Here is a 26194-nt window from a genome sequence, read left to right on the forward strand (position 1 = left end):
CTAGAGCCTGTCGTCACCCCCGCCCGTTCTGTTCCTTTCGCCCCCGCAGTCCCTCACCCCCCCCTCATACCCCCCCGCACCCATACCCCCCGCAACCGCACCGACCTGAGAAGGACCATGCGACGCCACAGCGCCCAGCTCTCCCACCATCCCGCCGTGCTGCCCTGGCTCGGCGCCAACTTCTGGTCGCGTACCGGCGGCCCCCTGATGTGGCGGGACTACGACCCGAAAACCGTCCGCGAGGAACTGCGGGTCCTGCACGACCACGGTCTGACGATGACCCGGTCCTTCTTCTACTGGCCCGACTTCCACCCCGAGCCGCACCGGATCGACGAGTCGCTGTGCGCGCACTTCCGGGACTTCCTGGACGCGCACCAGGAGATCGGTATGGGCACGGTGCCCACGTTCATCGTCGGTCACATGTCCGGCGAGAACTGGGACCCGGCCTGGCGGGGCGGCCGGGACCTGTACGAGGACGTGTGGATGGTGGGCCGGCAGTCCTGGTTCGTGTCGCAGATGACCCGCCGCTTCAAGGACCACCCGGCGGTCACCGGCTGGCTGATCACCAACGAGATGCCCGGATACGGCCGGATCCACCAGGTGGACCCGCCGTCCTCCGATGTGGTCACGGCGTGGGCCCAGGCGATGTGCAACGCGGTGCGCGCCGCGGGCGGCACCCAGCCGGTGTCGCTCGGGGACGGGGCCTGGGGCATCGAGGTGACCGGCAACGACAACGGCTTCTCGCTGCGTGAGACCGCCGAGTACGTCGACTTCGTCGGCCCGCATGTCTACCGCTCCGACACCGACCGGACCCGGCAGCACTACCGGGCCGCCTTCGAGTGCGAACTCGCCGCCGTCACCGGACAGCCCGTCGTGCTGGAGGAGTTCGGGCTGTCCACCGATACCGTCTCGGCGCACAACGCCGGGATCTACTACCGCCAGACCCTGCACAACTCGCTGCTCGGCGGCGCCACCGGCTGGATCGCCTGGAACAACACCGACTACGACGACCTGTGGGACCGGTCCCCGTACGACCACCACCCCTTCGAGATGCACTTCGGGATCACCGACCGCACGGGTGCGCCGAAGGAGCCGCTGCGTGAACTCGCCGCGTTCGCCGAGGTGCTGCGGGCCGTCGACTTCGCCCGCTGCGCCCGGGCGGACGCCGACGCGGCGCTGGTGGTGCCGGCCTTCCTGGAGCGCGGCTACCCCTACAGCAGGCCCGCCGACCGGCCGCTCATCTTCACGTCCCTGCATCAGAGTTATGTGGCCGCGCGGGCGGCCGACCTGCCCGTGGCCCTCACCCGGGAGGCGGACGGACTGCCCGGCGAGGCCGCGTTGTATCTGCTCCCGGCCACCCGTCAGCTCACCGCCCGCACCCGCCGGGAGCTGCGGCGCAGGGCCGAGGCGGGCGCCACCGTCTATCTGTCGTTCTGCTCGGGCGAGCACCCCGTCACCCGCGGCCCGTGGTTCGACGACCTGGACGGCTTGTTCGGGGTGGAGTTGCAGTTGTCGTACGGCGTCGCCGAGCCGATCGAGGACGACGTGCTGGAGATGACGTTCACGGAGGACTTCGGCCGCCTGCGCGCGGGCGAGGTGCTGCGCTTCCCGGTCGCCGGCAACGCGGACAGCCGCGCCTATCTGCCGGTCGTGCCCAAGGAGGGCCGGGTGGTCGCGGTCGACGGGCGGGGCCGTCCGGCGCTGCTGGTCAACGAGACCGGCGCGGGCCGGACCGTGCTCGCCACCTACCCGCTGGAGCACATGGCCGCACGCACGCCGGGGGCCAACCCGGACCGGACACACCGGTTGTACGCCGCGCTCGCCGAGGTCGCCGGGGTGCGCCGACCGGTGACGGTGGACGATCCGCACGTCGCGGCGGATCTGTTGGTCCACGCGGACGGCCGGCGCTTCGTCTGGCTGGTGAGCCAGTGCCCCGAGACGCTGCGGGTGACTCCGGTCAGCGACGGCACGCTGCACCTGCCGGACTCGGGTGTGCCGGTCACCGAGGTCACGCTGGAGCCGTACGGCGTCGCGGTCCTGGAGCTGCGATGAGCGCGGTCCGGACCGGCGCCACGGGCCCGGACGCGCGCTACCGGGATCCCGCGGCGCCGGTGCCGGAGCGGGTACGCGACCTGCTGTCCCGGATGACGCTGACGGAGAAGGTCGGGCAGGTCAACCAGCGGATGTACGGCTGGCACGCCTATGAGCGCACGGCCGACGGGCACCGGCTCACCGGGGCGTTCGAGGCGGAGGTCGCCGCCTTCGGCGGGATGGGCGCCCTGTACGGGTTGCAGCGGGCCGACGCCTGGTCCGGGGTCGGCTTCGGCGCGGGCATCAAGGCGGTCGACGGCGCCCGGGTCTGCGACGCGGTGCAGCGGTATGTGATCGAGCACAGCAGGCTGGGCATCCCGGTGCTGCTGGTCGAGGAGATGCCGCACGGTCACCAGGCCCTGGACGGCACGGTCCTGCCGGTCAATCTGGCGGTGGCCGCGAGCTGGGACCCTGAGCTGTACGCCGAGGCCACCGAGGCGGTCGCCACCGAACTGCGGGCCCGCGGCGGGCATGTCGCCCTGGTGTCGGCGCTGGACATGGTCCGCGACCCCCGGTGGGGGCGCGCCGAGGAGTGTTTCGGCGAGGACCCTTATCTGGCGGCGCGGCTGACCGAGGCGCTGGTCGAGGGGGCGGACCGGGCCGGGGTCGCCGTCGTCCTGAAGCACTTCGCGGGCCAGGGCGCCACCGTCGGCGGGCGCAACAGCGCCGCCACCGAACTCGGCGCCCGCGAGTTGCACGAGATCCATCTCGCGGCGGCGCGGGCGGGCGTGCGGGCCGGGGCGTCCGGTGTGATGGCGGCCTACAACGAGTTCGACGGCGTGCCCTGTGTCGCCAACCGCCCCCTGTTGTCGGGGCTGCTGCGGGAGCGGTGGGGTTTCGAGGGCATCGTGATGGCGGACGGCGGCGCGGTGGACCGGTTGGTCCGGCTCACCGGCGATCCGGTGACGGCGGGCGCGCTGGCCCTCGACGCGGGCTGCGACCTGAGCCTGTGGGACGCGTGCTTCCCCCGGCTCGGGGAGGCGGTCGAACGGGGGCTGGTCGACGAGCGGGTGCTGGACGCCGCCGTGGCCCGGGTCCTCACCCTGAAGTTCCGCCTGGGTCTCTTCGACCACCCGGGCGCCCCCGCCGCGAAGTCCTCGCGGCGCGGCCCCGATCCGGTCGAGCTGAGCGAGCGGGTGGCCCGCGCCTCGATCACCCTGCTGGCCCATGAGGGCGATGTGCTCCCGCTGTCCCCGGCGGCTTCCCGCATCGCGGTGCTGGGCCCGAACGCCGACTCCGTCGTGCAGCAGATCGGCGACTACACGGCACCGCAGCGTCCCGGGACCGGCGTCACCGTCCTGGACGGCATCCGCGCGGCGGCCGGTGCCACCGAGGTGGTGTACGCCCGGGGCTGCGAACTGGTGGGCGGTGATGTCTCCGGGGTGCCCGAGGCGGCCCGGCTGGCGGCCTCCTGCGATGCCGCCGTGCTGGTCCTCGGCGGTTCGAGCGCACGCTCCGGTGACACCGTGTTCGACTCCAACGGGGCGGCGCTCGTGACCGCCGGGCCGCCATCCGGCATGACCTGCGGGGAGGGCGTCGATCTGGCCGAACTCTCGCTTCCCGAGGGGCAGTCGGCGCTGTGGGAGGTGGTGGCGGCGACCGGTGTCCCGACGATTGTGGTGCTCGTCCAGGGCCGTCCGCACGCGCTGCCGAAGCCGCCGGGGGCGGCGACGGCCGTGCTCAGCGCCTGGTATCCGGGGCCGTGGGGCGGACGGGCCGTGGCCGACGTACTGTTCGGCCGGGCCCAGCCGCGGGGCCGCCTTCCGGTCTCCGTACCGCGCTCGGCGGCGCAGCTGCCCGTGTTCTACAACGGCAAGGACCACAGTTATCGGGGGTACGTCGACCAGCCCGCGAGCGCCGCCTACCCGTTCGGCCACGGCCTGTCGTACACCACCGTCGTGCACGGCCCGCCCCGGCTGTCCCGCGACCGCGTCACCGCGGACGACCCGACGCTCATCTGCCGGGTCACCGTCCGCAACACCGGCCGCCGTCCGGTGCGCGAGACGGTCCAGCTGTATGTGCGCCGGGTGTCCGGCGGCACCTCGTGGCCGCGGACCCGGGAACTGCGCGGCTTCGCCCCGCTCGACCTGCCCCCGGGCGTGAGCGCGGAGGCCGTCTTCACGGTCGACGCGGACACCCTGGTCGCACTGGGCCGGGACCATGAACCGGTCGTGGAGCCGGGCGACGTACTGCTGGAGACGGGCCCCTCGGCCGACCGCACACAGGGGGCGCGACTACGGATCGACCGACCCGCGGGGAGCGGCGAACCGTCCCGGCCCGGGAAAAGGTGAATCTCAGACCAAGATCGGGGAAAGGGGCCGACCGGGCGGAACACTACCCAGCCGTCCCCTTGTTGAGGCACATGATCGACCGCACCATCAGGTGTCCGGAAGAGAACGGAAGAGGAGAAGAGAGATCCATGTTCCACCGCATCCTTGTCGCCGTAGACTCCAGCCCCGCCCGTCACGCCGTCGTCCGGCTGGCCGGTGAAACGGCCCGGCTGACCGGTGCCAAGGTCAAGGTCCTGCATGTCGCCGCGTCCGCGGCCACGCTCGCCGCCGTCGTCCCCCTGGAGGACGACACGGCGGCCAGGACCATCCTCGACGAGGCCGTCGGCGCCCTGCGCGAGGCGGGCGTCGACGCCGAGGGCACCCTCGCCGAGGGCCTGACCACCCAGATCGCCGCCACCATCGCCGCCACCGCCGAGGAGTTCCGGGCGGACCTTCTCGTCCTCAGCCCGCACCACCGCGGTTCGCTCGAGGCGCTCTTCAACCCCCGGGTCAGCGACGCCGTCGCGCACACCAGCCGCACGGCGATCCTCCTCGTGCCCGAGACCGCCGAGGACGCCGACGCCGAAAAGTCGTAGTCATCCGCTTCCGGCAGGGCGGCGTCGCATCCCGCGTGGTCCGGGAAACGACACCCCGGAACGTTCGGCGACGTCGCCCACCGTGGGGGCGGTACTCAAGATGCGGGCCCCGTACATCCGTGTACATGCGCCCAGTTGAAGGCACATCCCCTCTTGGGGGCTACGCTCGGTGGAGCAAACCCCGGCCTCCGGGACCGGCATCGATACGGCCGGGCATCTCGGCCCGGCCGGGGATCTTGTCGTCGGCGTGGACACGCTGGAGGGGTGATGCGCGGGATGGAGCGGACGGAATGGGACGGCGAGGCGTATTCGGTCCAGGCCCGGACCGGTCCGTGTTTCGTCTGCGCGCAACTGGCCGGGCACGCGGACTACCGGCACGAGGTGGTGTACGAGGACGAGGACCACATCGCCTTCCTGGACCGGTGGCCCACCCTGCCCGGCAAGGTGCTGGTGGCGCCGAAGGCCCATGTCGAGCACGTGGTGAGGGACTTGGACGAGGCCGCCTTCGCCCGGCTGATGGGCGTGGTGCGGAAGGTCGCGTCGGCCGTGGAGGCGGTCTTCGCGCCGGAACGGACGTATCTCCTCTCGCTGGGCAGCCAGCAGGGCAACGCCCATGTGCACTGGCACATCGCGGGCCTGCCGCCGGGGGTTCCCTACGAGCAGCAGCAGTTCCACGCGCTGATGGCCGAGAACGGCGTGCTGTCCCCGACCCCGGAGCAGAACGCGGAGTCGGCCAGGCTACTGCGGAAGGCCCTCACGGACGGCCGCACCCTCTGACGCCGAACAACTCACCTATCTTGTACGGCCGTTGGCGCGAACGCGGCCAGTGTGCTCGGCACAGCGACCGGTCCGCCCCGTGATCGCGGGGCCGGGAGCCGAGCCGGAGCGGGTCGGCGGGGCCGTCGTGGGCCGCACCGACCTGACCCCCGCCGTGGTGACCAGGCGGCTGGAGGACTATCTGGAGGCCCTCTTCGACCGCTACGGCGGCGGCCCGCGCGCGCATCCGTGAGGGCCGCCGCGCCCGCGTTCGGTGTGGCCCGGACGGCGGCCGACAAAGCGCCCCAACGTCCGGCCGCCCGTGCTTACATGGGCGCCATGGTGTCTGCCGACCGCTTGCTCGCCTTCGCGGCGATGTCGTTCCTGCTGATCGTCATCCCCGGGCCCAGTGTGCTGTTCGTGATCGGGCGGGCGCTGGCACACGGGCGGCGCGCCGCGCTGACCACGGTCGTGGGGAACACGCTCGGCGCCTATGTGCTCATCGTGGCCGTGGCACTGGGGATCGGGACCGTCGTGGAGCGCTCCGCCGTGGTCTTCACGACGCTGAAGCTCACGGGCGCCGCATACCTCGTATATCTGGGTGTCAGAGCATGGCGGCAGCGCGGTTCCCTGAAGGCGGTGTTCGCCGCGGACGAGGCGGATCGGGGCGGCCTGCGGACGCTGTGGGAGGGGTTCACGGTCGGTGTGGCCAACCCCAAGACCATCGTGTTCTTCGCGGCCGTGCTGCCGCAGTTCGTCGACACCGACCGGGGCCATGTACCGGCCCAGATGCTGCTGCTCGGCCTGGTCTTCAACGTGATCGCCATCGCCTCGGACAGCGTGTGGGGGCTGGCCGCGGCCACCGCTCGGGACTGGTTCGCCCGTTCTCCTCGACGGCTTTCGCTGGTCGGCGGCGTCGGCGGTCTCGCGATGATCGGCCTCGGCGTGACCGTCGCCGCGACCGGCCGCAAGGACTGACCGCGCGGCCGGGCGATGCGGGGGCCTGATTCCCCTTCCCGCCATCCCCCGAGCCTGCCGTGACGGCGCCGTCGATGTCATTGCCGGTGCAAACGGCGAGTGGCGAGTGGCGAGCGTCGTGAGCGCCTGGGGCGACGACAACGGGGGCCGCACACAGATGGTTCCGTGACATGTATCACACCGGCTCGGGGAATCAGCCGGGCCGGATAGTAGACGCCCATCCGGCGACATGCTGGATTTGTCCGTCTTGGTACCTCTGTGCGCCCCACCGGGAGAGCACGCCCGCCGCATCGACGGCACATTCACTTCACCCTTTGCAGCAAACGACTTCTGACGGAGCGACGGAAACCCGCGCCGATCGTGAATCCGGGCCTGCACGCTCGCACTTCCCTGACAAGAGACGGGCCGGTCTACGAGGCGCGATCGTACGAGAGCCCTTTGCGCCGCAAATGAAGCCTTCCTGAGAATCGACCCGCACGACACCGCCGCGGTCGAGGGGCGGGGTCTTCGCAGCCGGCACACCGCACAAGGAGCGCTCGGCGATTACCGAGTGAGGTCACGCATGGGGAACCACCGCAAGAAGAATCATCATCGGCGCATACTCGTCGCCGCCGTCGCCGTGGGCGTCGTGGGCGTCCCGTCCGCCGCCATGGCGGCCCGCGCCGACTGGCAGGGGCCGGGCGGCGGCGGACAGCAGCAGCAGCTCAGCGGCGCCGCGAACACCGCCGGGACAGGCTGGTGGAACAACTCCGACCGGGGTCAGGACTGGAACCGCGGCGCGGGCCGGCAGTGGACCCCCCACAAGGGCGGCGCCCCGGCCCCGGCGGCGCCGGCAGCCCCGGACGCTCCGACCGCCGCGGCGGACTCGCCGCAGACCGGTGCGCCAGGGGCCGCCGCCCCGCATCCGTGGGCGGATCGACACCACCCCGGCCCCTGGCACTGGAGGACCACGCCGCCCAGCGCCCCGGCGCCCAGCACTCCGGCGCCCGCACCCAGCGCCTCGGCACCCGCACCCAGTACCCCGGCGCCCGCACCCAACGCGTCCACGGCCGCGCCCAGCACACCCGCCGAGGCGCCCGACACCTCCGCGGCCCCGGAGTCACCGAGCGCTCCGACGGCCACCGCGACCGCGCCCGAAACCACCACCCGCATCGTCAAACTCGTCAACGACGAACGCAGTAAGGCGGGTTGCTCCGCGCTGACCCTGAACGACACCCTGAGCAAGGCCGCACAGGCGCACAGCGAGGACATGGCGGCCCACCAGAACATGTCGCACACGGGATCCGACGGGTCCGCCCCGGGAGACCGCATCACGAAGGCCGGCTACACCTGGAGCGCCTACGGCGAGAACGTCGCATACGGCTACCCCACTCCCGAGCAGGTCATGGCGGCCTGGATGTCCAGCCCCGGCCACAAGGCCAACATCCTCAACTGCTCGTTCAAGGACATCGGCGTCGGTCTCGCACAGCCCGGCGGCTACTGGACCCAGGACTTCGGCACCGCCCGGTAACCGGCGGGCCCCTGCCAGGGGGACACGGAACCGATGTGACCTCGGGTGCGCGAAGAATCGGTGCACGAAGAATCGGGTGCGCCGAGAATCGGGCGCGCCACGCTGCTTCGGGACGCAGCGTGCGCGCCCCGAAGCGCGCCCAGGCCCCGGCCCAGGCCCCGGGCTCGGTGGGGCCCGATGTGGCCCGCGGTCGGGGCGGGCCGAGTCCGCGGGCGGCTGGTTCGCGACCGTGGTCAGGACATCGGTCGGCCCGGCAGGGCGCCGCTCGTGTCCGGGCGCGGGGGAAGCGCGAGGTGTGCGAGGTCAGCGGGGGGCGGGGACCTCACCGGCCACAGCGGCGCGGCTGAGCCGTCGGCGAGCGCGGCCGGGGCGTCGGTGAGGTTCATCCGGTCGCGCAGTCGGCCGTAGAAGTCCATCGGCCCCAGTCGCACCGCCCGGAGCCGGTGCGGGGACGGGTACACCCCGATCCAGTCCCCCGGGTTGAGGACGCCACGGAGCTGGCCGTCGACGCTGACGGCGGCCCGGCCCGAGCGTTCGAGCACCCTGAGCGCGATGGGTTCGTCGGGAGCGGCGACGACCGACCGGTTGAACGCCATGTGCGGGGCGACCGGCGTGAAGATCAGTGCCTCCGCGCGCGGCGAGACGACGGGGCCGCCCGCGGCGAAGCTGTAGGCGGTCGAGCCGGTGGGGGTGGCGACCAGCAGCGCGTCGGCGGAGTAGGACGCCAGCAGCCGGCCGGCCAGATACACGCCCACCGACACCTGCCGGTCCCGGGCGAGCTTCTCCAGGACGACGTCGTTCAGCGCGATGATGTTCAGGGCGATGCCCCATTCGTCCCCGGTCTCGCACTCGGTGCGTACCCGCGGGGGCGGCAGCAGGGGGCCACGGCCGTACCGCAGGAGCGCCTCCATGCCGGAGGGCACCTGTAGACGGCAGGAGGCGCGCATGGTGAGCAGCATGCGGCTCTCGACGCTGAGCCGCCCGTCCCGGACGGCGTCCAGCGCGGACCGCACGGCCGGGGCGGGGACTTCGGTGAGGAAGCCGACCCGGCCGAGATCCACCCCGAGGACCAGGGCGTCGTGCTCCGCCGCCAGCCGGGCCCCACGCAGGAACGTGCCGTCGCCGCCCAGCGTGACGATGAGATCGGGGTCGCCCGCGGCCTCGATCTCCTCCTGCGCGTTGTGCCGCACGCCGTCCTGCCACACGTCGATGTCCGCACAGCGCACGTCGTTCTGCGCGCTCCACTCCCGGACGGCCTGCGCGGCGTCCACCGCCTCCGTGTGTCCGCCGTGGACGACCAGGCCGATGCGACTCACGGTCATATCCGCCTCCAAGGACACACGGGCCGACGGCCCGCACCGGCGCGGCGCCAGGGCCGGGGCCCAGGACAGGAACAGGAACAGGAACAGGGACAGGAACACCATCGAGCCTGCCACGGCTTCGCACGTCACGCCGCCGGACGGCGCCCGCGCGCGCCGCCCGTTGCGTGCCCTCGCCGCCCTCACTGCCCCCGCAGGTCCCTCAGCGCGCCAGATACGCGGACAGCCCGGCCAGCAGCCGGTCGACGTCGTCCGTGTCGTTGTAGGGCGCGAGCCCGATGCGCAGCCCGCCACGGTCGCCGAGGCCGAGGCGACGGGATGCCTCGACGGCGTAGAACGATCCCGCCGGCGCGTGGACGTCGCGCCGCGCGAGCACGTGGTAGACGTCCGCCGCGTCGCGCCCCTCGAAGGTCAGCAGCAGGGTGGGGGTGCGGTCGGCGGCCCTGGAGTGGACCGTGACGCCGTCGAGCGGGGACAGCCCCTTGTCGATCCGGTCACGCAGGGTGCGTTCATGGCTCTCCAGGGCAGCGAACGCGGCGGCCAGCCGCTCGCGCCGCGATCCGGTGGCACTACGGTCGAGACCGGCGAGGAAGTCGACCGCCGCCCTTGTGCCGGCGAGGAACTCGTAGGGCAGCGTGCCCAGTTCGAACCGTTCCGGGACCGCGTCGGTGGCGGGCTCCAGTTTGTCGGGGCGCAGGGTCTCCAGCAGCTCCGGCCGGGCTGCGAGCACCCCGAGGTGAGGGCCGAGGAGCTTGTAGGCGGAGCAGACGAAGAAGTCCGCGCCGAGCCGCTCCAGGTCGACCAAGGTGTGCGCGGTGTAGTGGACGCCGTCGACATAGGTGAGCGCCCCGGCGTCGTGCGCCAGGCGGGAGATCTCGGCGATCGCGGGGCGCGTCCCGATCAGGTTGGAGGCTGCGGTGACGGCGACCAGCCGGGTGCGCTCGGAGACGACGGCGCGGATGTCGTCCACAGTGAGTTCGCCGGTGGCCGGGTCGAAGTCCGCCCAGCGCACGGTGGCACCGGCCCGGTCGGTGGCCTGGATCCACGGGCGGATGTTGGCGTCGTGGTCGAGGCGGGTGACGACCACCTCGTCGCCGGGCGACCAGGTCGCGGCGAGTGTGCGGGAGAAGTCGTAGGTGAGCTGTGTGGCACTGCGGCCGAAGACGATCCCGGCCGGTCGCGCTCCCAGGAGGTCGGCCATGGCCCGGCGGGTCTCGGTGACGATGGCGTCCGCGTTGCGCTCCCCGGGCGCCTCGTGGCCGCGATTGGACAGGGGCTGTGCCAGTGCGTCGCCGATGGCCTGGATGACGGGCCGGGGGGTCTGGGTGCCGCCGGGGCCGTCGAAGTGGGCGACCCCGGCGGCCAGCGCGGGGAACTGGGAGCGGATGGCACTGATGTCGTACGTCACTGAAGGGCTCCTGTGGGTGGCGGCCGGGCGGTGCGGGCGGACGGAGCGGGAAGGCGGAGCGGGCGGTGCGCGTCACGCCGACGGTACTCGCGCGTGCCTCGTCGCCGCCGTCTTCGTCTCCCTCTCCGTCCGCCTCGCCACCGCCGTCGGCGCCTATGCCGACGGCGCCGTGGATGCCCCGGGGCCGCGGGGGGCCGGGGGCCGTGGATGCCAGCGGTGCCGTGGATCTGCGGAGGCCGCAGGGGCCATGGTTGCCGCCGGTTCCATGGGTGCCGCCGGGGCCGGTGGTGACCCTGCTGCCGCCACGACCGCGCGGCAGCCGGTCGCGGCGGTTCTGGGACACGGCCTGACCGGGTCGGCCGCGCGGACACGGTGCGCCGGGCTCGCCGCCCGCGGTCCGCCCGTCCGGCCCGGCGCACCGCGTAGGCACGTCGGGTGTGGCCGATACTGGCGTCGTCGGGGCAGGCGGGCGAGCCGACCGCGGGAGGTGCGCGGGCCTATGGGACACGGACCTCTGAGACACGGACCTCTGGGACGCGGGCCCATGGGACAACTGGGCGGCACCCGGCCGACGACGCCCCTGGCGTGGTTGCGCGCGCACGACCCGGACCTCGCGGCGACCCGTCGGGCCGGGCGCACCGCGCTGGTCATGCCCGCCCTCTTCGCCCTGTGCGGTCAGGTGATCGGCTCGCCCGTCATGGCGACCTTCGCCGCATTCGGGTCCATCTCGATGCTGCTGCTGGTCGACTTCACCGGTCCGATGGTGCAGCGGCTCCGGGCGTATGCGGGCCTGGCGGTGGCCTGGGCGGTGCTGATCTGTCTGGGTTCGCTGGTGGCCGGGGTGACCTGGGCGGCGGTCGCCGTCATGGTGGTGATCGGGTTCCTGGTCCTGTTCTCGGGTGTCGTCAGCTCCGTGCTGGCAGGAGCGACGACCTCGCTGCTGCTGGCGTTCGTCCTCCCCGTGACCACACCCGCGCCGTTGTCGCAGCTGCCGGCGCGGCTGGCCGGGGCGGGCCTCGCGGCACTGGCGACGCTGTGCGCTGTCTCCCTCCTGTGGCCCCGGCCGGTCGCGGACCCGCTCGGCGCACCGGCCGCGCGCGTGTGCCGCGCGGCGGCGGCACAGCTGCGTGCGTATGTGTCCCGGCCGTCCGACGCGCCGGCCGCGCCGACGGCCGTGCGCCGCGACGAACTCGCCGCCGAGACCGCCGCGGCGGCGGCGGATCTGCGCTCCGTCTTCGACGCCACTCCGTACCGGCCCACGGATCTGTCCGTCGGCTCCCGTGCCCTCGTCCGACTCGTCGACGAGCTGACCTGGCTGACCGCTGTCGTGGCCGAGGCCGGACGGCCCTCGGCCGACTGCCGTACGTGTGACACGGATGCCCACGCCGTGCTGCGGGCCGCCGCCGCGGTCCTCGACCGGGCCGCCACCCTGCTCGCCCGTCCGGGTACCTCGCCGGACACGTTCCCGGCCGCCGCGACGGATCTCCGTAAGGCCGTGGGGCGCCTGGAACTGGCGGCCACGGCCCGGTTGCCGGTGCATCACCGTCCCGGCACCGAGGCGGAGGTCCGCGCCTTCCTGGGCACCCTGGACGTGTCCTTCCGCGCCCAGGAGCTGGGGTTCGCGACCCTGCAGATCGCGGACAATGTGCAGCTGGCAGCGGCGGCGGAGCGGCGCAGTTGGCCGGAGCGGCTGCTGGGCCGCGACCCCGGGGCGCTTACCGAGCCGCTCGCCGCCGCCCGGGAGCGGGCCGCGACCCATCTCCAGCCGCACTCGGTGTGGCTGCACAACAGCCTCCGTGGCGCCTTGGGACTGGGCATCGCCGTCGCCCTGGCCGACCTGACCGGTGTCCAGCACTCCTTCTGGGTGCTGCTCGGCACGCTGTCGGTGCTGCGTTCGAACGCGCTCAGCACGGGGCAGAAGGCGGTGCGCGCGCTCGGCGGCACCCTCGCGGGCTCGGTCGTCGGCGCGGGACTGCTGCAGCTCATCGGCCATCACGGCACCGCGCTCTGGTTCCTGCTGCCGCTCGCCGTGCTCGTCGCCGGCATCGCGCCGGCCGCCGTCTCGTTCATGGCGGGTCAGGCGGCCTTCACCGTCACACTCGTCGTGCTGTTCAGCATCGGCCAGAACCCCAACTGGCACATCGTCCTGCTGCGGATCCAGGACATCGGCCTCGGCTGTGCGGTGAGCGTGCTGGTGGGCCTGTTCTTCTGGCCGCGCGGCGCCACGGCCGCGGTGGACCGGGCGCTGGCCGCCGCGTACACCGACAGCGCCCGCTATCTGGCGGGTGCGGTGGAGTACGCCATCGGCAGGTGCGGCAGGCCGCCGACGAGGGCCGGCGCCCCGCTGGAGCAGGGCCGTGCGGCGGCCGCGTCGGCGCGACGGCTGGACGATGCCTTCCGCAGCTATCTGGCCGAGCGCGGCTCCAAGCCCGTTCCGCTGGCCGACATGACCACGCTGGTCACGGGCATCGTGGGGCTGCGCCTGGCCGCGGACGCCGTGCTGGGGCTGTGGCAGCGGGCCGGTGATCTGTCCGCCGAGGCCGACCGGGCCGCCGCCCGGCTGGTGCTGCTCTCCGCGGCCGGTCGGGTGGCCGGCTGGTACCGGGATCTGGCCGCATGCCTCGGCGGGCCGCAGTACGTGCCCGATCCGCTGCCGCCGGACCCGGACGGCGCGGCGGGGCTGGTCGAGTCCGTCCGGCGCGATCTGCTGGACGAGCACGGGCGGGCCTCGGACACGGCGGTCCGCATCATCTGGACCGCCGACCATCTGAACGCGGCCCGCCGCCTCCAGCCCGGCCTGGCCGCGGCCGCGCGACGGTACGAAGGCTGACGGGCGAGCCACGCGAAGGCTTACGGGCAGGCCGTACGAAGGCTTACGGGCAGGCCGTGCGGGGGCGTCAGGGAAGGTTGCGGGCCATGACGACGCGCTGAACCTGATTCGTGCCTTCATAGATCTGGGTGCTTTACGGCATTATCGCCCTGACCTGCATGAACACACCCATCGTAGGGTGCTCCCCCAGCATTTCCCCAGAATCATGCACACGTGAAGCGTCTGCGTTGCTGGTCAGCCCAGGGATGCCACCGCGTCCGCGATGAGGGAGCGGGCTGCCGCTCCCCGTGCGGCCTGCTGCGAGAGACGTTCAAAGGCGCGGGTGTACAGCTCAACCTGGCTAGGCTGCGTGAGCGTGGAGGCAGCGTCCAGGGTGTCCGCGTGCACTCTCCGGTCGTCGAAGATCGTGAAGGTCGGCATGGGCCACACGACCCGCTGCTCTGCGAACGGGACGATGCCCACTGCGACGTTCTGAGAGTCCATGACACCGAGCAAGTGGCCAAGCTGCGCGGCCATGGTTTCGGCGGTGCACAGTCGGTAGCGCAGCACAGACTCTTCCAGCACGAAGGAGAATCGGCGCCCGCCCTTGTTCAAGACCTCGTTACGCCGTATCCGAGCTGCCACAGCCTCGCTCACATCGTCCGGCGTTCCTCGGAAGTCCTCGATGGAGGACAGCAGGGCGGAGGCATAACCCGCTGTCTGAAGGAAGCCAGGGATCACGTCGGATACGTAGACGCGGAAGGTCTTAGTTTGTTGGTACAGGTCGCCGGTGCTCTCTTGGAGCCTCCGGAGGCCGGTCCGTTGGAGTCGCTTCCACTCCACGTGCGCTTCTGCGGACTGCCGGTTGGCCGCGATCAGGTCCGGGGCCTGATCCTCAGCGGCACAGGCCCGGCACCACGCGCGGATATCGGCATCGGACGGAGGCGTCTTGGCGTTCTCGATCCGGGACGACTTCGACTCGGACCAACGGCACCTGACGGCCAGCTCCCGCCCGCTGATCCCCGCGTCCTGCCGGATCTCACGCAGACGGCCGGCCAGGAGTTCGCGGGCCTTCTGAACGCGTGAGGAGGAGTGCGGGGGCATGGAGCTGGCTTTCGTCAGACCTTGTACTGGTGGTGCGGGATCGCCCGCTCCCAGACCGCTTCGAACGCGGCGGAGCACAGCTTCACTGCCTCCGGGTCGGTCGTGATCTCGTCCTCCACCACCACGCCATCCCCCGAGAAGTGGTGGACCCGGAGCAGCACGTCATCGAACAGCCAGAAGTCGTTTCCCGGCAGGGGAATGGTGGTTGCCCGTCGCCGGGGCAGCCAGCGGACTTGCTCCCCCGCTGTGACGTTGGCGTGAGTGACGTAGTGCTCCCAACGGATGTATTCCGATACCGGCTCGGAGACCACTCGCGCCCTTCGGATCACCACGCCCCTGGCCACGGTGTCAGCAATCAATTGGTCATAGGGATGCCACCAGGACTCGCGAGCCTCCCAGTTGATCCGCTCGCCGCGTTTCCACGCCTCGAAACGGTCCGTGGCGGCGTACGCGTCGCGCAACTCCAGGTGGACGGCGGATTGCTCGCACTGGCCAAGCAGCTCAGCGAAGCTGGGCACACTCGACGGCATCGCATGCCTCCCTGATCATCGAAATCATCCGGGCCGGGACCCTGACGATGGCCTCACCGTCGGGCACCGGACCGTTCGCGGGACTGCTTCCCTCACAATCCGCCTGAGTCTCCGAGGTCGGCTTCCACCCCTGGAACAAGATCTCCTGCGCCTCCACGTCCGCCCACACAGTAGGGCAGTGGTCCCGGTCGGTGTCGGGGTCGATCCCAACGAACTCTACGGCCATGGCAGGCTCCCTGTTCTAGGTACTTGCTCGGACTTGCACCAGCATCTTTGAACAGCGCAGAGAGCGTCAATACCGCAATGAGACAACCGAATTGACGTGCAAGCCCGTGCAAGTTCGTGGAGCTCGGCATACCCCACTTCCTACGGTCGACACATCGACGCGGAATCGATCCGGAGGGCGGGCATGGTGACCGGGAACGAGACGTACGACATCGGACCGGCTGACCGCATGAGCAGCGGGGAAGGCAGACGGTTCCTATCTCAGCTCACCGGGGCCTTCGGTGTCGGAGGGGCTGTGCTCGTAGCCAAAGCCGACGGGGGCGGCCCCGAGGGCGGGGACCTACCTCCGGGCAACGGCTTGAAGTGGCCGAAGTGCCAATGCGGTAGCCCGAAGTGCCCGGACTACCAAGCCCCAGCCATGCAGCCAACCGAAGGACTCGCCGCCAGAGTCACCGAGGTCAACGAGCGGAGCCGTAGGGGTGGGCTGTGATCACCAGAACAACGATGCGGTACGTGATGCACAGGACCACCGAGCACCCGGAAACAGACGTGACCTTCGAGGCCGAGTGCCTGCACTGCAACTGGAAAGCCACTCCCGCCGACGACTCGTCGCCCGTCGACGCGGAGTGCTTGAGCCACACGGGCCGGTCAGGCCACCCAGGCTTCCGACGTATCCGTACGTCGTTCGCAATGGTGGTCCGCGCCGAGTAGAGACACCACCCCGGTAGCGAAAACCTTGGACAGTCGAGCTACCGGGGTGGGCTGTGAAGTGCGAGAACAGGGAGGAACACACATGCACGATGTACGCGCATTACTCACCCCTGCCGCGTTCGGGGGTGTCGTCGCAACCGTCACCGACAACAACCCCGGCATGGAGGAGGCTACGGCCGAGCGGATCGTGGTGGAAGCACTCAAGTTCATGGATGCCGCCGCGCAGTTCCCCCGCGTCAAGATCACGCCGTCGAACGTGGTCGATGAGGGATGGCACGCACTGATCCTTCACACGAACCTGTACGAGAAGCTGTGTGAGCGTCTGGGGCGGTTCGTGCACCACTGGCCCGAGCATCCCGACGCCGAGCGGCACGACGAACACGCGCTCACGCGGACGGTGGCCATCATCGAGCAGGCCGGGCACACCGTGGACAGTGAACTTTGGACGGGCCCGACCAAAGCCCTGGTGTCGGTGGCGGCCAACTGCTCCCACACCCCCAAGCCCGGCGGCTGTGGCCCGATCAATCCGGGCAAGTGCGCTTCGCACTGCTCAGGCGGTGGCGGCAGCTAGGCTGAGCGCAAGCAGACGGAAGGCGGAAATTTGGACGCTGAGCGGGCTCGGCAAGTTGACGCTGTGCTGAGGAAGTTGGGCATCCCCGGAGTGGTTGCGCCGGAAGACCCGGAGAACACGGCAGGGCCTTGGCGCGTGTACGACACAGCCGACCCGACCAACCGCCGGGACGTGACCGCTGACGCACTGGCATCTGTGGCCGCCAAGTTCTCTGAGGAGCCACCGGGTTCGGGGCCGATGCGAGGATTCGTGATCCCGCCCAAGGTCCAGTAACCGCCTGGGACGCTGACCAACAAACGAACGCCCCTGCCATTCGCGGCAGGGGCGTTCTTTGATTTGTTCGGGGTACGCGTCTAGTCGCAATGCCGCTGTTTTAAGGGGTGGCCTTGGGTTTTCGCTTGGTCGGGGCGGTCTTGGACGGGGCGGTAATGGTGACGGCTTCGGCGGGCGGGGTGGCGGGCTGAGGCCAGGTGCGGTGGTGGGGCCGTTTGAGGCCCCAGTTGGACATCTTGCGCTTGACGACGCGGGGGAATGCGCGGAGTCTGCGGACCGGTAAGAGGCGTTGGAGGATCTCGGCGAGGGTGCGGTCCCAGGCCGCGGTGAGGCGGTCAGGGGGAAAAAGCCGCCTGGGCCGGGACCTGGCGGCGGACAACACGCAAGGAGCGGGTGAAGGAGAGCCGGTCGGGATCGGTCCCGGTATTCACAGCGGCTTGGTGCATGACCTGGCGGACGGCGTGGTGGACGAGGAGGAAGCCGTAGACCTCCTGCTCGACACCGTCGGGATGCCTGGACCGCAGGACCACGTCCGGGCCGCGCTGGTGAACCTTGATCTCGTCCAGCACCCCTTCCACCTCCCACCGCTCGTGATACAAGGCCGCGAGTTCGGCGGCCGGTGCCTGGTCCGGATCGAGGATCGTGGTGATCAGCCGAACCGGGCCGGCGTCCTCGTGGCCGGCGATGGTGTACTCCACCACCCGTACCCGCTGCCCATGCAGGCGGCGCTTGTCCCGGGCCGCGTAGATCTCCGACAGGTACGAGCCGTCCGCGTACTGCTCGCGCACCACCAGCACCACGTTGGACGCCACCCGCCACAGCAGGTCCGCACCGGTCGCCGCGGCGGTCCTCCACCGGTCGTAACCGGGAAAGCCCCGGTCGGCGAGCAGCAGCATCCCCGGCTTCAGGTGCGGCAGCAGGGTGTCGGCGAGCACCGTCTCGGCCACCGTGCACGGCCCGGTGGCCGCGGAGAAGACCGCATGCGTGCCACACTCGGCCAGCACCACCAGCCGCACCTGCGGAAACACGCCCTTCTTCTCACCCCGCCCGGACCCCGGCCGCCCGAAGAACGCGTCGTTGTCCTCCGTGTCCGCCACATCCAGCGTGGTGCCGTCCACCGCCACCACCCGCCGCCCCCGGTACCAGGCACCGACCGTGTCTGCGGTCGCCACCGGACGGCACACCCGCGCAAACAGGGCCCGCAGCGGCTCCGCACCCAGCCGGGCACGCGCCCGGGAGATCGCCCCGGTCGAGGGCACCTCCCACCTTCCCCGCCACCGGCCCGCCCAGGACAGACCCTCGGTCAGCAACCGCGCGACCTCCTCATACGCCTGCCCGGAGAACAGACACATCGCCAGCACGAAATAGACCGTCACCCGAGCCGACAGCAACCGGCTCCGCTGCTCAACCCGGCCCGCCTCAGCGACGACCTCGTCGACCAACTCCGCCGGGAACGCCCGCGTCAACACACCCAGCGCGATGCGATCCGACAACCGCTCCTCAACCGGCGGCTTCACCTGCCCAGCCCGTGGCACAGCATCCCTCCCCGACCACAAGCTACAAGCAACTCACCCCAAAGTCAGCGGCATTGGGTCTAGGCGGATCAACTCCGGGTCGAAGCTGGGCAATGTCGCCACTACAGGGGCCCAACTCAAAGGAACCATCCCTGTATGCGCCGCCGCTATTCGTTCGAACTCCGTCTCTTCCTGCTCGGGCCAGAAGTCCGGCCACTGGTCCCATGTCTCGTCATCAGCCGCCTCCAGCAGCACATCCGCGCGCCGCTCCAACTCAGCCTGTCGGCGTTCGCTCGACGGCGGGATTGTGTTATTCACGTGACCCCTTCAGGAAACAAAAAAGCCCCCGGTTGCCTCGGGGGCGTCACTCTGATAGCTGTTCAGCTGTCTCGGTCTAGCCACTTCTCCAAGTCAGCCGGACGGCACCGAAGTGACTGGCCCACCTTCCGAAAGGGAATCTGTTCATCCCTCCAGCTTCCGTACACCCACGACCGGGGCTTGTTCAGGTAGTCAGCTACATCGCCAACGGTCATCAGCTTGGCAAGCGCCATTCGTCCTCCAAGAAATAGGAAAGCCCCCGAAGACCCTCGGGGGCTCAATGCGTATGAAGCGCTGGCGAGTTCAGCCGCGTCGGCTACCCGCTTCAGCCATTTCCTCAAGTACCACCTTGGCCTTATCCGTCAACTCTCCGCCCGCTTTACCGGCAATTGTGGTCAGGAAGCCGTCCCTTCTGGCCCGCTTCAGGTGATCCTTCACCGTCTCAGGTCGGCGACCGATGAGCCGGGACAGCCATCGAACAGGCGCAGGAGCCCCGAAATCCGCCATGGCGGTGTACGTGGCAACAAGCAGGGTCAAGTACTGCTCTGAGACGCCTTCGCCCTCCAGGGCGAGCCGCGCCGCCTCTCCCATCTCATTCAGCTTCCCTGCCACTTCCTCCAACGTGCGTTGGGCTTCGGGAGCCTGCTTTGCCAATTTCAAGGCTGCTGCCACATCGAGCCTGCGTAGGACTGTGGTCGAGATACCGCGTGCCACCTCGCGGGCGGGGGCGCCCTCGCCCGCCTCGATGGTGATCCGCTGCGGCCCCCCATTGATCGGCCCAACGGGCCACCACATGCGGACCGTCCATGCCCCTTGCTGCTGAGTGATCTCGAACCCACTGTCATCCGCTTCCATATCCCTCAAGTTAGCACACCCAGGGGGTTCCACCCTGCGTTGACAACCTAGGGTGGTCAGTTGGCAAACTTGAGATGCCGGTGAGTGACCGGCACGACGGCGGGGTGGTCCCGTGTGTCGGCAGCAGCAGGGGGGCCGCCTCAGTGGCAAGGGCATGGGTCGCACGGTCGACGGACGACCCGAAGAAGTGGACGACGTTCTGGTACGACCCGGACGGCAAGCAGCGACAGAAGACCTTCGGCACCAAGACGCGAGCCGACGACCAGCGCAAGCGCAAGGAACAGGAACTCGACGCCGGGACCTACCTGGACGACCGGTTGGGCAAGCAGCCCGTGACGGCTGTCTGGGAGCAGTGGACGAACCAAAGGAAACTGGAGAACAGCACCAAGAAGCAGTACCGGTCCATTCAGAAGACAACCCTTGAGCCGTTCTTCAAGGCCCGTTCCATCGTGTCCCTGAAGGTCGCTGACATTGAGCAGTGGCTCTTGTGGATGGAGCAGGACCGGAGGCTCTCGGCCCGCACACGGCGTCAGCGGTTCTCGTTCTTCTCCGGGATGATGGACTGGGCCGTCGTCAACGAGATCATCGGCCGGAACCCGTGCAAGAAGGTCAAGGGCGCCGGGAGCCGCGCCAAGGAGATCAGGGAGCACAAGAGCACCGCTCGGCGACTCACGACGCGGGAAGTCCTGGCGATGCTGGATGCCGCTCCTCCGCGATACCGCGCGATGCTGTGGCTCATGGCTGGGTGCGGCCTGCGACTGGGTGAGGCCATGGCGGTGTCCCGCGATCAGATCGACTTCAAGGCCGAGACGCTTCGCGTCGACTTCCAGATTGCGGAGGACGGAGACACCGAGTCGGGGAAGAACAGCGCGATTCAGCGTCGGCACATCAAGGCTCGTGACGAAGGCGAGCCAGGGCGTACCATCCCCCTCCCACCGAACGTCGCCTTCGAGCTTCGGCGGCACATCAAGAACCACGGGGTATGGGGGCCGGAGCGGCTTCTCTTCCCCAACGTGACGCGGACCGGCTACCTCTACGCGTCGTACTTCTACCCGAAGATCTGGATGGAGGCTCTGGGCAAGGGACAGGTGAAGTACTGCAAGGCGCACTCACTCCGGCACTACTACGGGTCGCGGCTGCTGTACGCCGGAGTCCCCGAGAACGATGTGGCCGACTGGATGGGCCACAGCAGTACGGACGTGCTGAGGGAGCACTACCACTACATCTTCGAAGGGGCCGAGCAGCGCGGTCGGGCCGCCATCGCGACGATGTTGACGCCCGGCGCCGACGACCCGACGGAGGCATCAGAGGTCGCCTGATACGCGTACGACAACAGCCCCCGGCGTCGCGCCGGGGGCTGTGCTGTTTGTGCAGGTCAGTGGCTGTTTTCAGCCCGGCATCCACCCAGGATTCCCCCAGCATGACGCCCAGGAACGGTCCTGATCGGGCCGCAACGGGCAGAAAGCCGAAGGTGGCCCTCCGGACCTTCGAAACAGCTTCTGACCTGCAAAAACACTGCTAGGGAAGGTTCCTTGCCATCACGATCCGCTGAACCTGATTCGTGCCCTCATAAATCTGGGTGATCTTCGCGTCCCGCATCATCCGCTCCACCGGATAATCCCGCGTATACCCGTACCCGCCCAGCAACTGCACCGCGTCCGTGGTCACCTCCATCGCCACATCCGACGCGAAACACTTCGCCGCAGCCCCCTGGAACGTCAGATCCTCGTCCCCCCGCTCCGACTTCGCCGCTGCCGCATACGTCAACTGCCGCGCCGCCTCGATCTTCATCGCCATGTCCGCCAGCATGAACTGCACACCCTGGAAGTCCCCCACCGGCTTCCCGAACTGCCGCCGCTCCCGCACATACCCCTTCGCATAATCGAACGCCCCCTGCGCCACCCCCAACGCCTGCGCCGCAATCGTGACCCGCGTATGGTCCAGCGTCCGCATCGCCGTCGCGAACCCCGTCCCCTCCGCACCGATCATCCGCTCCGCCGGAATCCGCACCCCGTCGAAATACACCTCACACGTCGGCGACCCCTTGATCCCCAACTTCCGCTCCGGCGCGCCGAACGACACCCCCGCATCCGACTTCTCCACCACGAACGCCGAGATCCCCCGCGACCGCGCCCCCGGATCCGTCACCGCCATCACGGTGTAGAACTCCGACACCCCCGCGTTCGTGATCCACCGCTTCACCCCGTCCAGCACCCAGTGATCACCGTCACGCACCGCCCGCGTCCGCATCCCCGCCGCATCCGAACCCGCCTCCGGCTCGGACAGACAGTAGGAGAACATCCCCTCGCCCCGCGCCAGCGGGCCCAGATACCGCTTCTTCAACTCCGTCGAACCCGCCAGCATCACCGGCAGCGACCCCAGCTTGTTCACCGCCGGAATCAGCGACGAGGACACACACGCCCGCGCCACCTCCTCGATCACGATCACCGTCGCCAGCGCGTCCGCACCCGCGCCGCCGAACTCCTCCGGCACATGCATCGCATGCAGATCATTCGCCACCAGCGCCTCGCACGCCTCCTGCGGGAAACGCGCCTCCTCGTCCACCGCCGCCGCATACGGGGCGATCTTCGCCTCCACCAGCGAACGCACGGACTCACGGAGCATGCCGTGCTCCTCGGACGGGCGGTACAGGTCGAAGTCGGACATCAGCTCTCCCATGAGATAGCACCGAGATGGCACTCAGTACCCTCATTATGCACCTTGAGTGCCACACTGGAAGGGAGGAGGTACGTTCGGGCCATGGACGAGCAGCACGACGACACGACGGGCGGCACCGGGGGCGACGCCGGGGGCGCAAGCGACCGGGAGAAGGCCCCCATCAGGGATCTCCTCGTCTCCGCCGCGTTCGAACTCTTCACCGAGCACGGGTACGACAGCACGACCGTCGACGACATCGTGCGCCGGGCCGGTGTGGGCCGCCGGTCCTTCTTCCGGTACTTCCCCACGAAGGAGGAGGTCGTCTTCCCCGACCACGAACGGGCGCTCGCCGACATGGTCGGGTATCTGGAGGAGGGGACCCGGGACCCGGACCCGGTCGCGCGCGCCTGCGGCGCGGCCCGGCTGGTCATGCGCATGTACGCGGAGAACGCCGAGTTCTCGGTGAAACGCTATGCGCTCACCCGCAGGGTGCCGGCGCTCAAGGCCCATGAGACGTCCGTGGTGTGGCGCTACGAGCGGGCCCTGGCCGGCTATCTCAAGGGGCGGTTCGCGATGCTGCCGGACGGTGACGTCCGGGCGTACACGGTCGCCGCGAGCGTGGTGGCCGCGCACAACTACGGACTGCGCGCCTGGCTGCGCTCCGGCGCCCGCGGCGACGCCGCGGAGGGCATCGACCGGGCCCTCGACCTCGTCCGTCGCACCTGGGGCGACACCGGCGAGACCCTCGTCGTGGTCACCCGGACCAGCACCCCCATGTGGCAGATCGTGCAGCGGCTGGAGGACGTCCGGGACGGGAGCACACCGGGAGGGAACTGAGTGCCTGATCCCAAGGCACTCAGTTCCCTCCTGGTGCCTTCACCCATGCCGGGTGTCCGTGCCCACGGTGCCCGGCCGGTCCGGGCGCGTTGCACCCCGCAGGTGGTCCCGCTTGCCCTTACCGTGCTCTGGATATGACTGGTCATCAGAGACGGAGGGAAGGCGCGGGCCGCGGGCGCGGGGCACGCGGTGCGGTCCTGGGCAGCAGGCCCGCCCACTCCGTGCGGCTGCCACGACCCGCCCCCTTTGGCCCGCACGGCGGCCCGGCGGTGCCGTCCGCCGCGCCCGAGCGGACGGTGCCCTGGCTACGGGTCGGCGCGGCCTACGCCTGGCGGCTCATCCTCGTCGGCATCGTCGTCTACGGCCTGTTCACGATCCTGGGCCGCTTCCAGCTCGTCGCCGTGGCCCTGTTCCTCGCGTTGGTCGTCACCGCGGTCCTGCGCCCCGTCACCGATCTGCTGGACCGCGTGCTCCCGCGGCCGCTGAGCGTGGCCGTCGCGCTCGTCGGCAGCATCCTGCTTCTGCTCGGCCTGTTCGCCCTCGTGGGGAACGCGGTGGCCGGTGAGTCGGCGAAACTGGCGGGAGAGTTCCGCGGCGGCGTCCACCAGATCGAACAGTGGCTCCGGCGGCCCCCGTTCCGGCTCGGCCCGGGCCGGCTCGCCGAACTGCAGCGCCAGGTGATGAACTACCTCAGCACGCACCGGTCGAGCCTGCTCAGCAGCGCCGTCAGCGGTCTCGGCCGGGTCGTCGAGGTGGTGACCGGGATCGCCCTCGCGCTCTTCTCCTCCGTCTTCTTCATCCACTCCGGCGAGCGGCTGTGGGGCTGGGCGCGCGACCAGTTGCTGCCCGCGAGTGCCCGCGAGGGGTGGGACCGGGCGGGGCGTGCCGCCTGGCGCACGTTCGCCGGATATACGCGCGGCATCATCATCGTGGCCGCCACCAACGCGGTCCTCGTGGGCATCGCCCTGCTCCTGCTCCAGGTGCCGCTCGCGCTGCCACTGGCCCTGCTGGAGTTCTTCGCCACGTTCGTGCCGCTGGTGGGCTCGCCGGTTGCGCTCAGCGTCGCCACCGTCGTCGCCCTCGCCGGTCGCGGCCCCCTCACGGCGGCGCTGGTCCTGGTGCTCATCGTCGTCATCGGACAGCTGGAGGGCCATGTGCTGCACCCGCTGGTGATGAGCTGGGCGGTCCGGCTCCATCCGCTGGTCGTCGCCGTGTCCGTCATCGCGGGCAGCATCGTCGCGGGCGTGATCGGAGCCGTCGTGGCGGTCCCGCTCATCTCCGTCGTCTGGGCGGTACTGCGCGCACTGCGAGCGGTACCGCCGTAGCCGCGCCGGACGTCCGCGGTGCGGAGGGTCCGCCGGTGCGCGGGCTCGGGGGGCGTCGGATCACTCATGGAGCCAGAAGCCGGTCCGGCGCAGCCAGTGGTCGAGCAGGGCCCGGTCGCCCTCGACCTCGGTCCGCTCGTCGACGGGCCGGCCGTAGACGAGCAGCAGCAGATCCGTGAGCGGTCCCCGGACGGTCACCGCCGCGTCGTCGTCGGCGGCGGCGTGCCGCCAGTGGGGGGCATCGCCGGTGAGGTCGACGAACCAGTCCCCGGCGGGCTCGTCGGTGGCCCACAGGCGCAGGGTGCGGCCGGTGCCGAGCAGTGGTTCGTCGTTCTCGTCGTACGCCTCGGGCACCGTGCCGAACGCCATCCACTCGTCCAGCCCGTCCCGCGCCACGGCCGGATCGAGCTGGTAGCCGCGGCCCACCGTCCGGGCGGCGTCGGCGCGGTGGACGACGGTCTCGTGCAGCATCCGCCGGGCCCAGAACGCCAGGGGCTGATCGGGCACCACGGTCCACACCCGGGTGTCGGGACCGGCGTCCTCCAGCGCGTCCGCCAACTGCCGGGCGCCGTCGGCGAGCCAGGCGTCGAGCGCGGCCGTGTCCTCGTCGCCGTAGTCGAAGACGTCGTTGACGAGATGGTCGGACACCGGTTCGGTGGCGCGGGTGCGGACGATGGTCTCCACCCAGCGGTGGGCGCCGCCGACGTGCCGGGCCAGCTGGCCGAGGTTCCACTCCGGGCAGGTGGGCACCCGGACCGCGGGGTCGGCGCCGGTCAGCAGGGTCCGCAACAGGTCGGTCTGGGCGAGGATTTCGGTGCGGTAGCGGTCGAGGTCCCAGCAAGGCATGGGGCCAGGCTACGGGGCCCGGCCGCGTTCCACCCGGCCGTTCTCCCGCATCACGGGCCGTGGTGGTAGACCACGCCGGGCCGCATGCCGCCGCTCGTGGCGAAGAGCTGAGGGATCGTCACCAGTACATAGCCGCGGGCCTTCAGCGTGCGCAGGAGGTACGGGACGGCCGGCGGGGTGGTCGCGTACCGGTCGTGCAGGTCGACAATGGCGCCCGGCCGCACCCCGGCGAGCACGCGTCGCTCGATGAACCGGGGGTCGTGGTGCTTCCAGTCCCGGGGGCCGACGTTCCATGTCACCACCGACAGGCCCTCGACAGCGGCGGCGGCCCGCACCTTCGCGTTCCACGCGCCGAACGGCGGTCTGAAGATCGTCGGCCGGTGTCCGGTGACCGAGGCGATCTGCCGTGCCGCGGTGTCCAGTTCGTGGCGGACCCGGGCGGGCGGGACCAGGGTGAGGTGCGGGTGGGTGACCGTGTGGTCGCCGATCGCGTCGCCGTCCCGGTCCTCACGCAGCACGTCCGCGCGGTGGCGGAGCGCGTGCGGCCCGATGAGGAAGAAGGTGGCCACGGCGTGCTGCCGCTCCAGCGCGCCGAGCACGGCGCGGGTGTAGCCGGTGGGGCCGTCGTCGAAGGTCAGCGCGACGCACGGGGCGAAACGGCAGTCCACGGCCGACGGCCGGATCCCGCCG

The 26194-nt window shown here is 70.6% G+C and carries 25 protein-coding genes; 13 read left to right on the plus strand and 12 right to left on the minus strand.

Annotation, left to right across the window (positions count from 1 at the left end):
• The first annotated feature begins 117 nt into the window (after window positions 1-117).
• From ACWEKM_RS38690 to ACWEKM_RS38720, 7 genes are all read left to right on the plus strand, one after another.
• Window positions 118-2052 (plus strand): glycoside hydrolase 5 family protein, encoded by a 1935-nt coding sequence (locus ACWEKM_RS38690; RefSeq protein WP_451625974.1) that lies wholly within the window; start codon window positions 118-120, stop codon window positions 2050-2052.
• The gene (locus ACWEKM_RS38695; RefSeq protein WP_451625975.1) at window positions 2049-4382 is read left to right on the plus strand and encodes a glycoside hydrolase family 3 N-terminal domain-containing protein; all 2334 of its coding nucleotides are present in this window, start codon (window positions 2049-2051) and stop codon (window positions 4380-4382) included. The genes ACWEKM_RS38690 and ACWEKM_RS38695 overlap by 4 nt, the downstream gene beginning before the upstream one ends.
• Window positions 4383-4510: 128 nt before the next feature.
• Entirely contained in the window at window positions 4511-4957 is a 447-nt protein-coding gene (locus ACWEKM_RS38700; RefSeq protein WP_451625976.1) for a universal stress protein, read from the plus strand.
• A 276-nt stretch (window positions 4958-5233) separates the two neighbouring features.
• Window positions 5234-5734, plus strand: a complete 501-nt coding sequence (locus ACWEKM_RS38705; RefSeq protein ID WP_451625977.1) for an HIT family protein — start codon at window positions 5234-5236, stop codon at window positions 5732-5734.
• Window positions 5735-5813: 79 nt separating this feature from the next.
• Window positions 5814-5966, plus strand: coding sequence for a hypothetical protein (locus tag ACWEKM_RS38710; protein WP_451625978.1), 153 nt, complete (start codon window positions 5814-5816; stop codon window positions 5964-5966).
• A gap of 86 nt (window positions 5967-6052) precedes the next feature.
• Window positions 6053-6691, plus strand: a complete 639-nt coding sequence (locus tag ACWEKM_RS38715; protein WP_451625979.1) for a LysE family translocator — start codon at window positions 6053-6055, stop codon at window positions 6689-6691.
• Window positions 6692-7253: 562 nt separating this feature from the next.
• On the plus strand, window positions 7254-8201 hold the full coding sequence (locus ACWEKM_RS38720; protein ID WP_451625980.1) for a CAP domain-containing protein: 948 nt from the start codon (window positions 7254-7256) through the stop codon (window positions 8199-8201).
• 233 nt (window positions 8202-8434) lie between these two features.
• On the opposite strand, the gene ACWEKM_RS38725 is transcribed toward ACWEKM_RS38720, so the two are convergent.
• Both ACWEKM_RS38725 and ACWEKM_RS38730 read right to left on the minus strand, forming a co-directional pair.
• Window positions 8435-9523 (minus strand): NAD(+)/NADH kinase, encoded by a 1089-nt coding sequence (locus ACWEKM_RS38725; protein WP_451625997.1) that lies wholly within the window; start codon window positions 9521-9523, stop codon window positions 8435-8437.
• 199 nt (window positions 9524-9722) lie between these two features.
• Window positions 9723-10928: a cysteine desulfurase-like protein gene (locus tag ACWEKM_RS38730; RefSeq protein WP_451625981.1), complete on the minus strand. Its 1206-nt coding sequence runs from the start codon at window positions 10926-10928 to the stop codon at window positions 9723-9725.
• Window positions 10929-11472: 544 nt separating this feature from the next.
• Between ACWEKM_RS38730 and ACWEKM_RS38735 the strand changes: the two genes are divergently transcribed.
• Window positions 11473-13758, plus strand: coding sequence for an FUSC family protein (locus ACWEKM_RS38735; RefSeq protein WP_451625982.1), 2286 nt, complete (start codon window positions 11473-11475; stop codon window positions 13756-13758).
• Between the two features lie 234 nt (window positions 13759-13992).
• On the opposite strand, the gene ACWEKM_RS38740 is transcribed toward ACWEKM_RS38735, so the two are convergent.
• From ACWEKM_RS38740 to ACWEKM_RS38750, 3 genes are read right to left on the minus strand one after another with little or no spacing between them, the layout of a single operon-like run.
• Complete coding sequence (locus tag ACWEKM_RS38740) at window positions 13993-14841, minus strand: helix-turn-helix domain-containing protein (protein WP_451625983.1); 849 nt, start codon at window positions 14839-14841, stop codon at window positions 13993-13995.
• A 14-nt stretch (window positions 14842-14855) separates the two neighbouring features.
• Window positions 14856-15371 (minus strand): DUF6879 family protein, encoded by a 516-nt coding sequence (locus ACWEKM_RS38745; RefSeq protein WP_451625984.1) that lies wholly within the window; start codon window positions 15369-15371, stop codon window positions 14856-14858.
• A complete protein-coding gene (locus tag ACWEKM_RS38750; protein WP_451625985.1) occupies window positions 15343-15597 on the minus strand; it encodes a hypothetical protein in 255 nt (84 codons plus the stop codon). Before ACWEKM_RS38750 ends, ACWEKM_RS38745 begins: the two co-directional genes overlap by 29 nt.
• 503 nt (window positions 15598-16100) lie before the next feature.
• Between ACWEKM_RS38750 and ACWEKM_RS38755 the strand changes: the two genes are divergently transcribed.
• Complete coding sequence (locus tag ACWEKM_RS38755; RefSeq protein ID WP_451625998.1) at window positions 16101-16307, plus strand: DUF7848 domain-containing protein; 207 nt, start codon at window positions 16101-16103, stop codon at window positions 16305-16307.
• A gap of 82 nt (window positions 16308-16389) precedes the next feature.
• Entirely contained in the window at window positions 16390-16878 is a 489-nt protein-coding gene (locus ACWEKM_RS38760; protein ID WP_451625986.1) for a glycine-rich domain-containing protein, read from the plus strand.
• A gap of 608 nt (window positions 16879-17486) precedes the next feature.
• On the opposite strand, the gene ACWEKM_RS38765 is transcribed toward ACWEKM_RS38760, so the two are convergent.
• The 4 genes from ACWEKM_RS38765 to ACWEKM_RS38780 all read right to left on the minus strand — a co-directional run bounded on the left by ACWEKM_RS38765 (window position 17487) and on the right by ACWEKM_RS38780 (window position 19838).
• Window positions 17487-18686, minus strand: a complete 1200-nt coding sequence (locus ACWEKM_RS38765) for an IS4 family transposase (RefSeq protein WP_451625987.1) — start codon at window positions 18684-18686, stop codon at window positions 17487-17489.
• A 33-nt stretch (window positions 18687-18719) separates the two neighbouring features.
• Window positions 18720-18983 (minus strand): hypothetical protein, encoded by a 264-nt coding sequence (locus ACWEKM_RS38770; RefSeq protein WP_451625988.1) that lies wholly within the window; start codon window positions 18981-18983, stop codon window positions 18720-18722.
• 62 nt (window positions 18984-19045) lie between these two features.
• Complete coding sequence (locus ACWEKM_RS38775; RefSeq protein ID WP_451625989.1) at window positions 19046-19216, minus strand: helix-turn-helix domain-containing protein; 171 nt, start codon at window positions 19214-19216, stop codon at window positions 19046-19048.
• Window positions 19217-19286: 70 nt separating this feature from the next.
• On the minus strand, window positions 19287-19838 hold the full coding sequence (locus ACWEKM_RS38780) for a hypothetical protein (RefSeq protein WP_451625990.1): 552 nt from the start codon (window positions 19836-19838) through the stop codon (window positions 19287-19289).
• A gap of 143 nt (window positions 19839-19981) precedes the next feature.
• Here ACWEKM_RS38780 and ACWEKM_RS38785 point away from each other — a divergent pair, with 143 nt between their 5' ends.
• Window positions 19982-21157: a tyrosine-type recombinase/integrase gene (locus tag ACWEKM_RS38785; protein WP_451625991.1), complete on the plus strand. Its 1176-nt coding sequence runs from the start codon at window positions 19982-19984 to the stop codon at window positions 21155-21157.
• 199 nt (window positions 21158-21356) lie between these two features.
• Here ACWEKM_RS38785 and ACWEKM_RS38790 read toward each other — a convergent pair whose 3' ends face one another.
• The gene (locus ACWEKM_RS38790; protein WP_451625992.1) at window positions 21357-22505 is read right to left on the minus strand and encodes an acyl-CoA dehydrogenase family protein; all 1149 of its coding nucleotides are present in this window, start codon (window positions 22503-22505) and stop codon (window positions 21357-21359) included.
• A gap of 93 nt (window positions 22506-22598) precedes the next feature.
• On the opposite strand from ACWEKM_RS38790, the gene ACWEKM_RS38795 reads away from it, so the two are divergent.
• Both ACWEKM_RS38795 and ACWEKM_RS38800 read left to right on the plus strand, forming a co-directional pair.
• Window positions 22599-23333 carry a TetR family transcriptional regulator gene (locus ACWEKM_RS38795; RefSeq protein WP_451625993.1) on the plus strand — a complete coding sequence of 245 codons (735 nt, stop codon included), beginning with the start codon at window positions 22599-22601 and terminating at the stop codon, window positions 23331-23333.
• A gap of 134 nt (window positions 23334-23467) precedes the next feature.
• On the plus strand, window positions 23468-24658 hold the full coding sequence (locus ACWEKM_RS38800) for an AI-2E family transporter (protein WP_451625994.1): 1191 nt from the start codon (window positions 23468-23470) through the stop codon (window positions 24656-24658).
• Window positions 24659-24718: 60 nt separating this feature from the next.
• On the opposite strand, the gene ACWEKM_RS38805 is transcribed toward ACWEKM_RS38800, so the two are convergent.
• Window positions 24719-25504: a maleylpyruvate isomerase family mycothiol-dependent enzyme gene (locus ACWEKM_RS38805; RefSeq protein WP_451625995.1), complete on the minus strand. Its 786-nt coding sequence runs from the start codon at window positions 25502-25504 to the stop codon at window positions 24719-24721.
• Between the two features lie 50 nt (window positions 25505-25554).
• Window positions 25555-26194 (minus strand): polysaccharide deacetylase family protein (locus ACWEKM_RS38810; protein WP_451625996.1); only part of this gene is annotated, 640 nt, incomplete at its 5' end.

Source organism: Streptomyces sp. NPDC004752 (assembly GCF_053601275.1).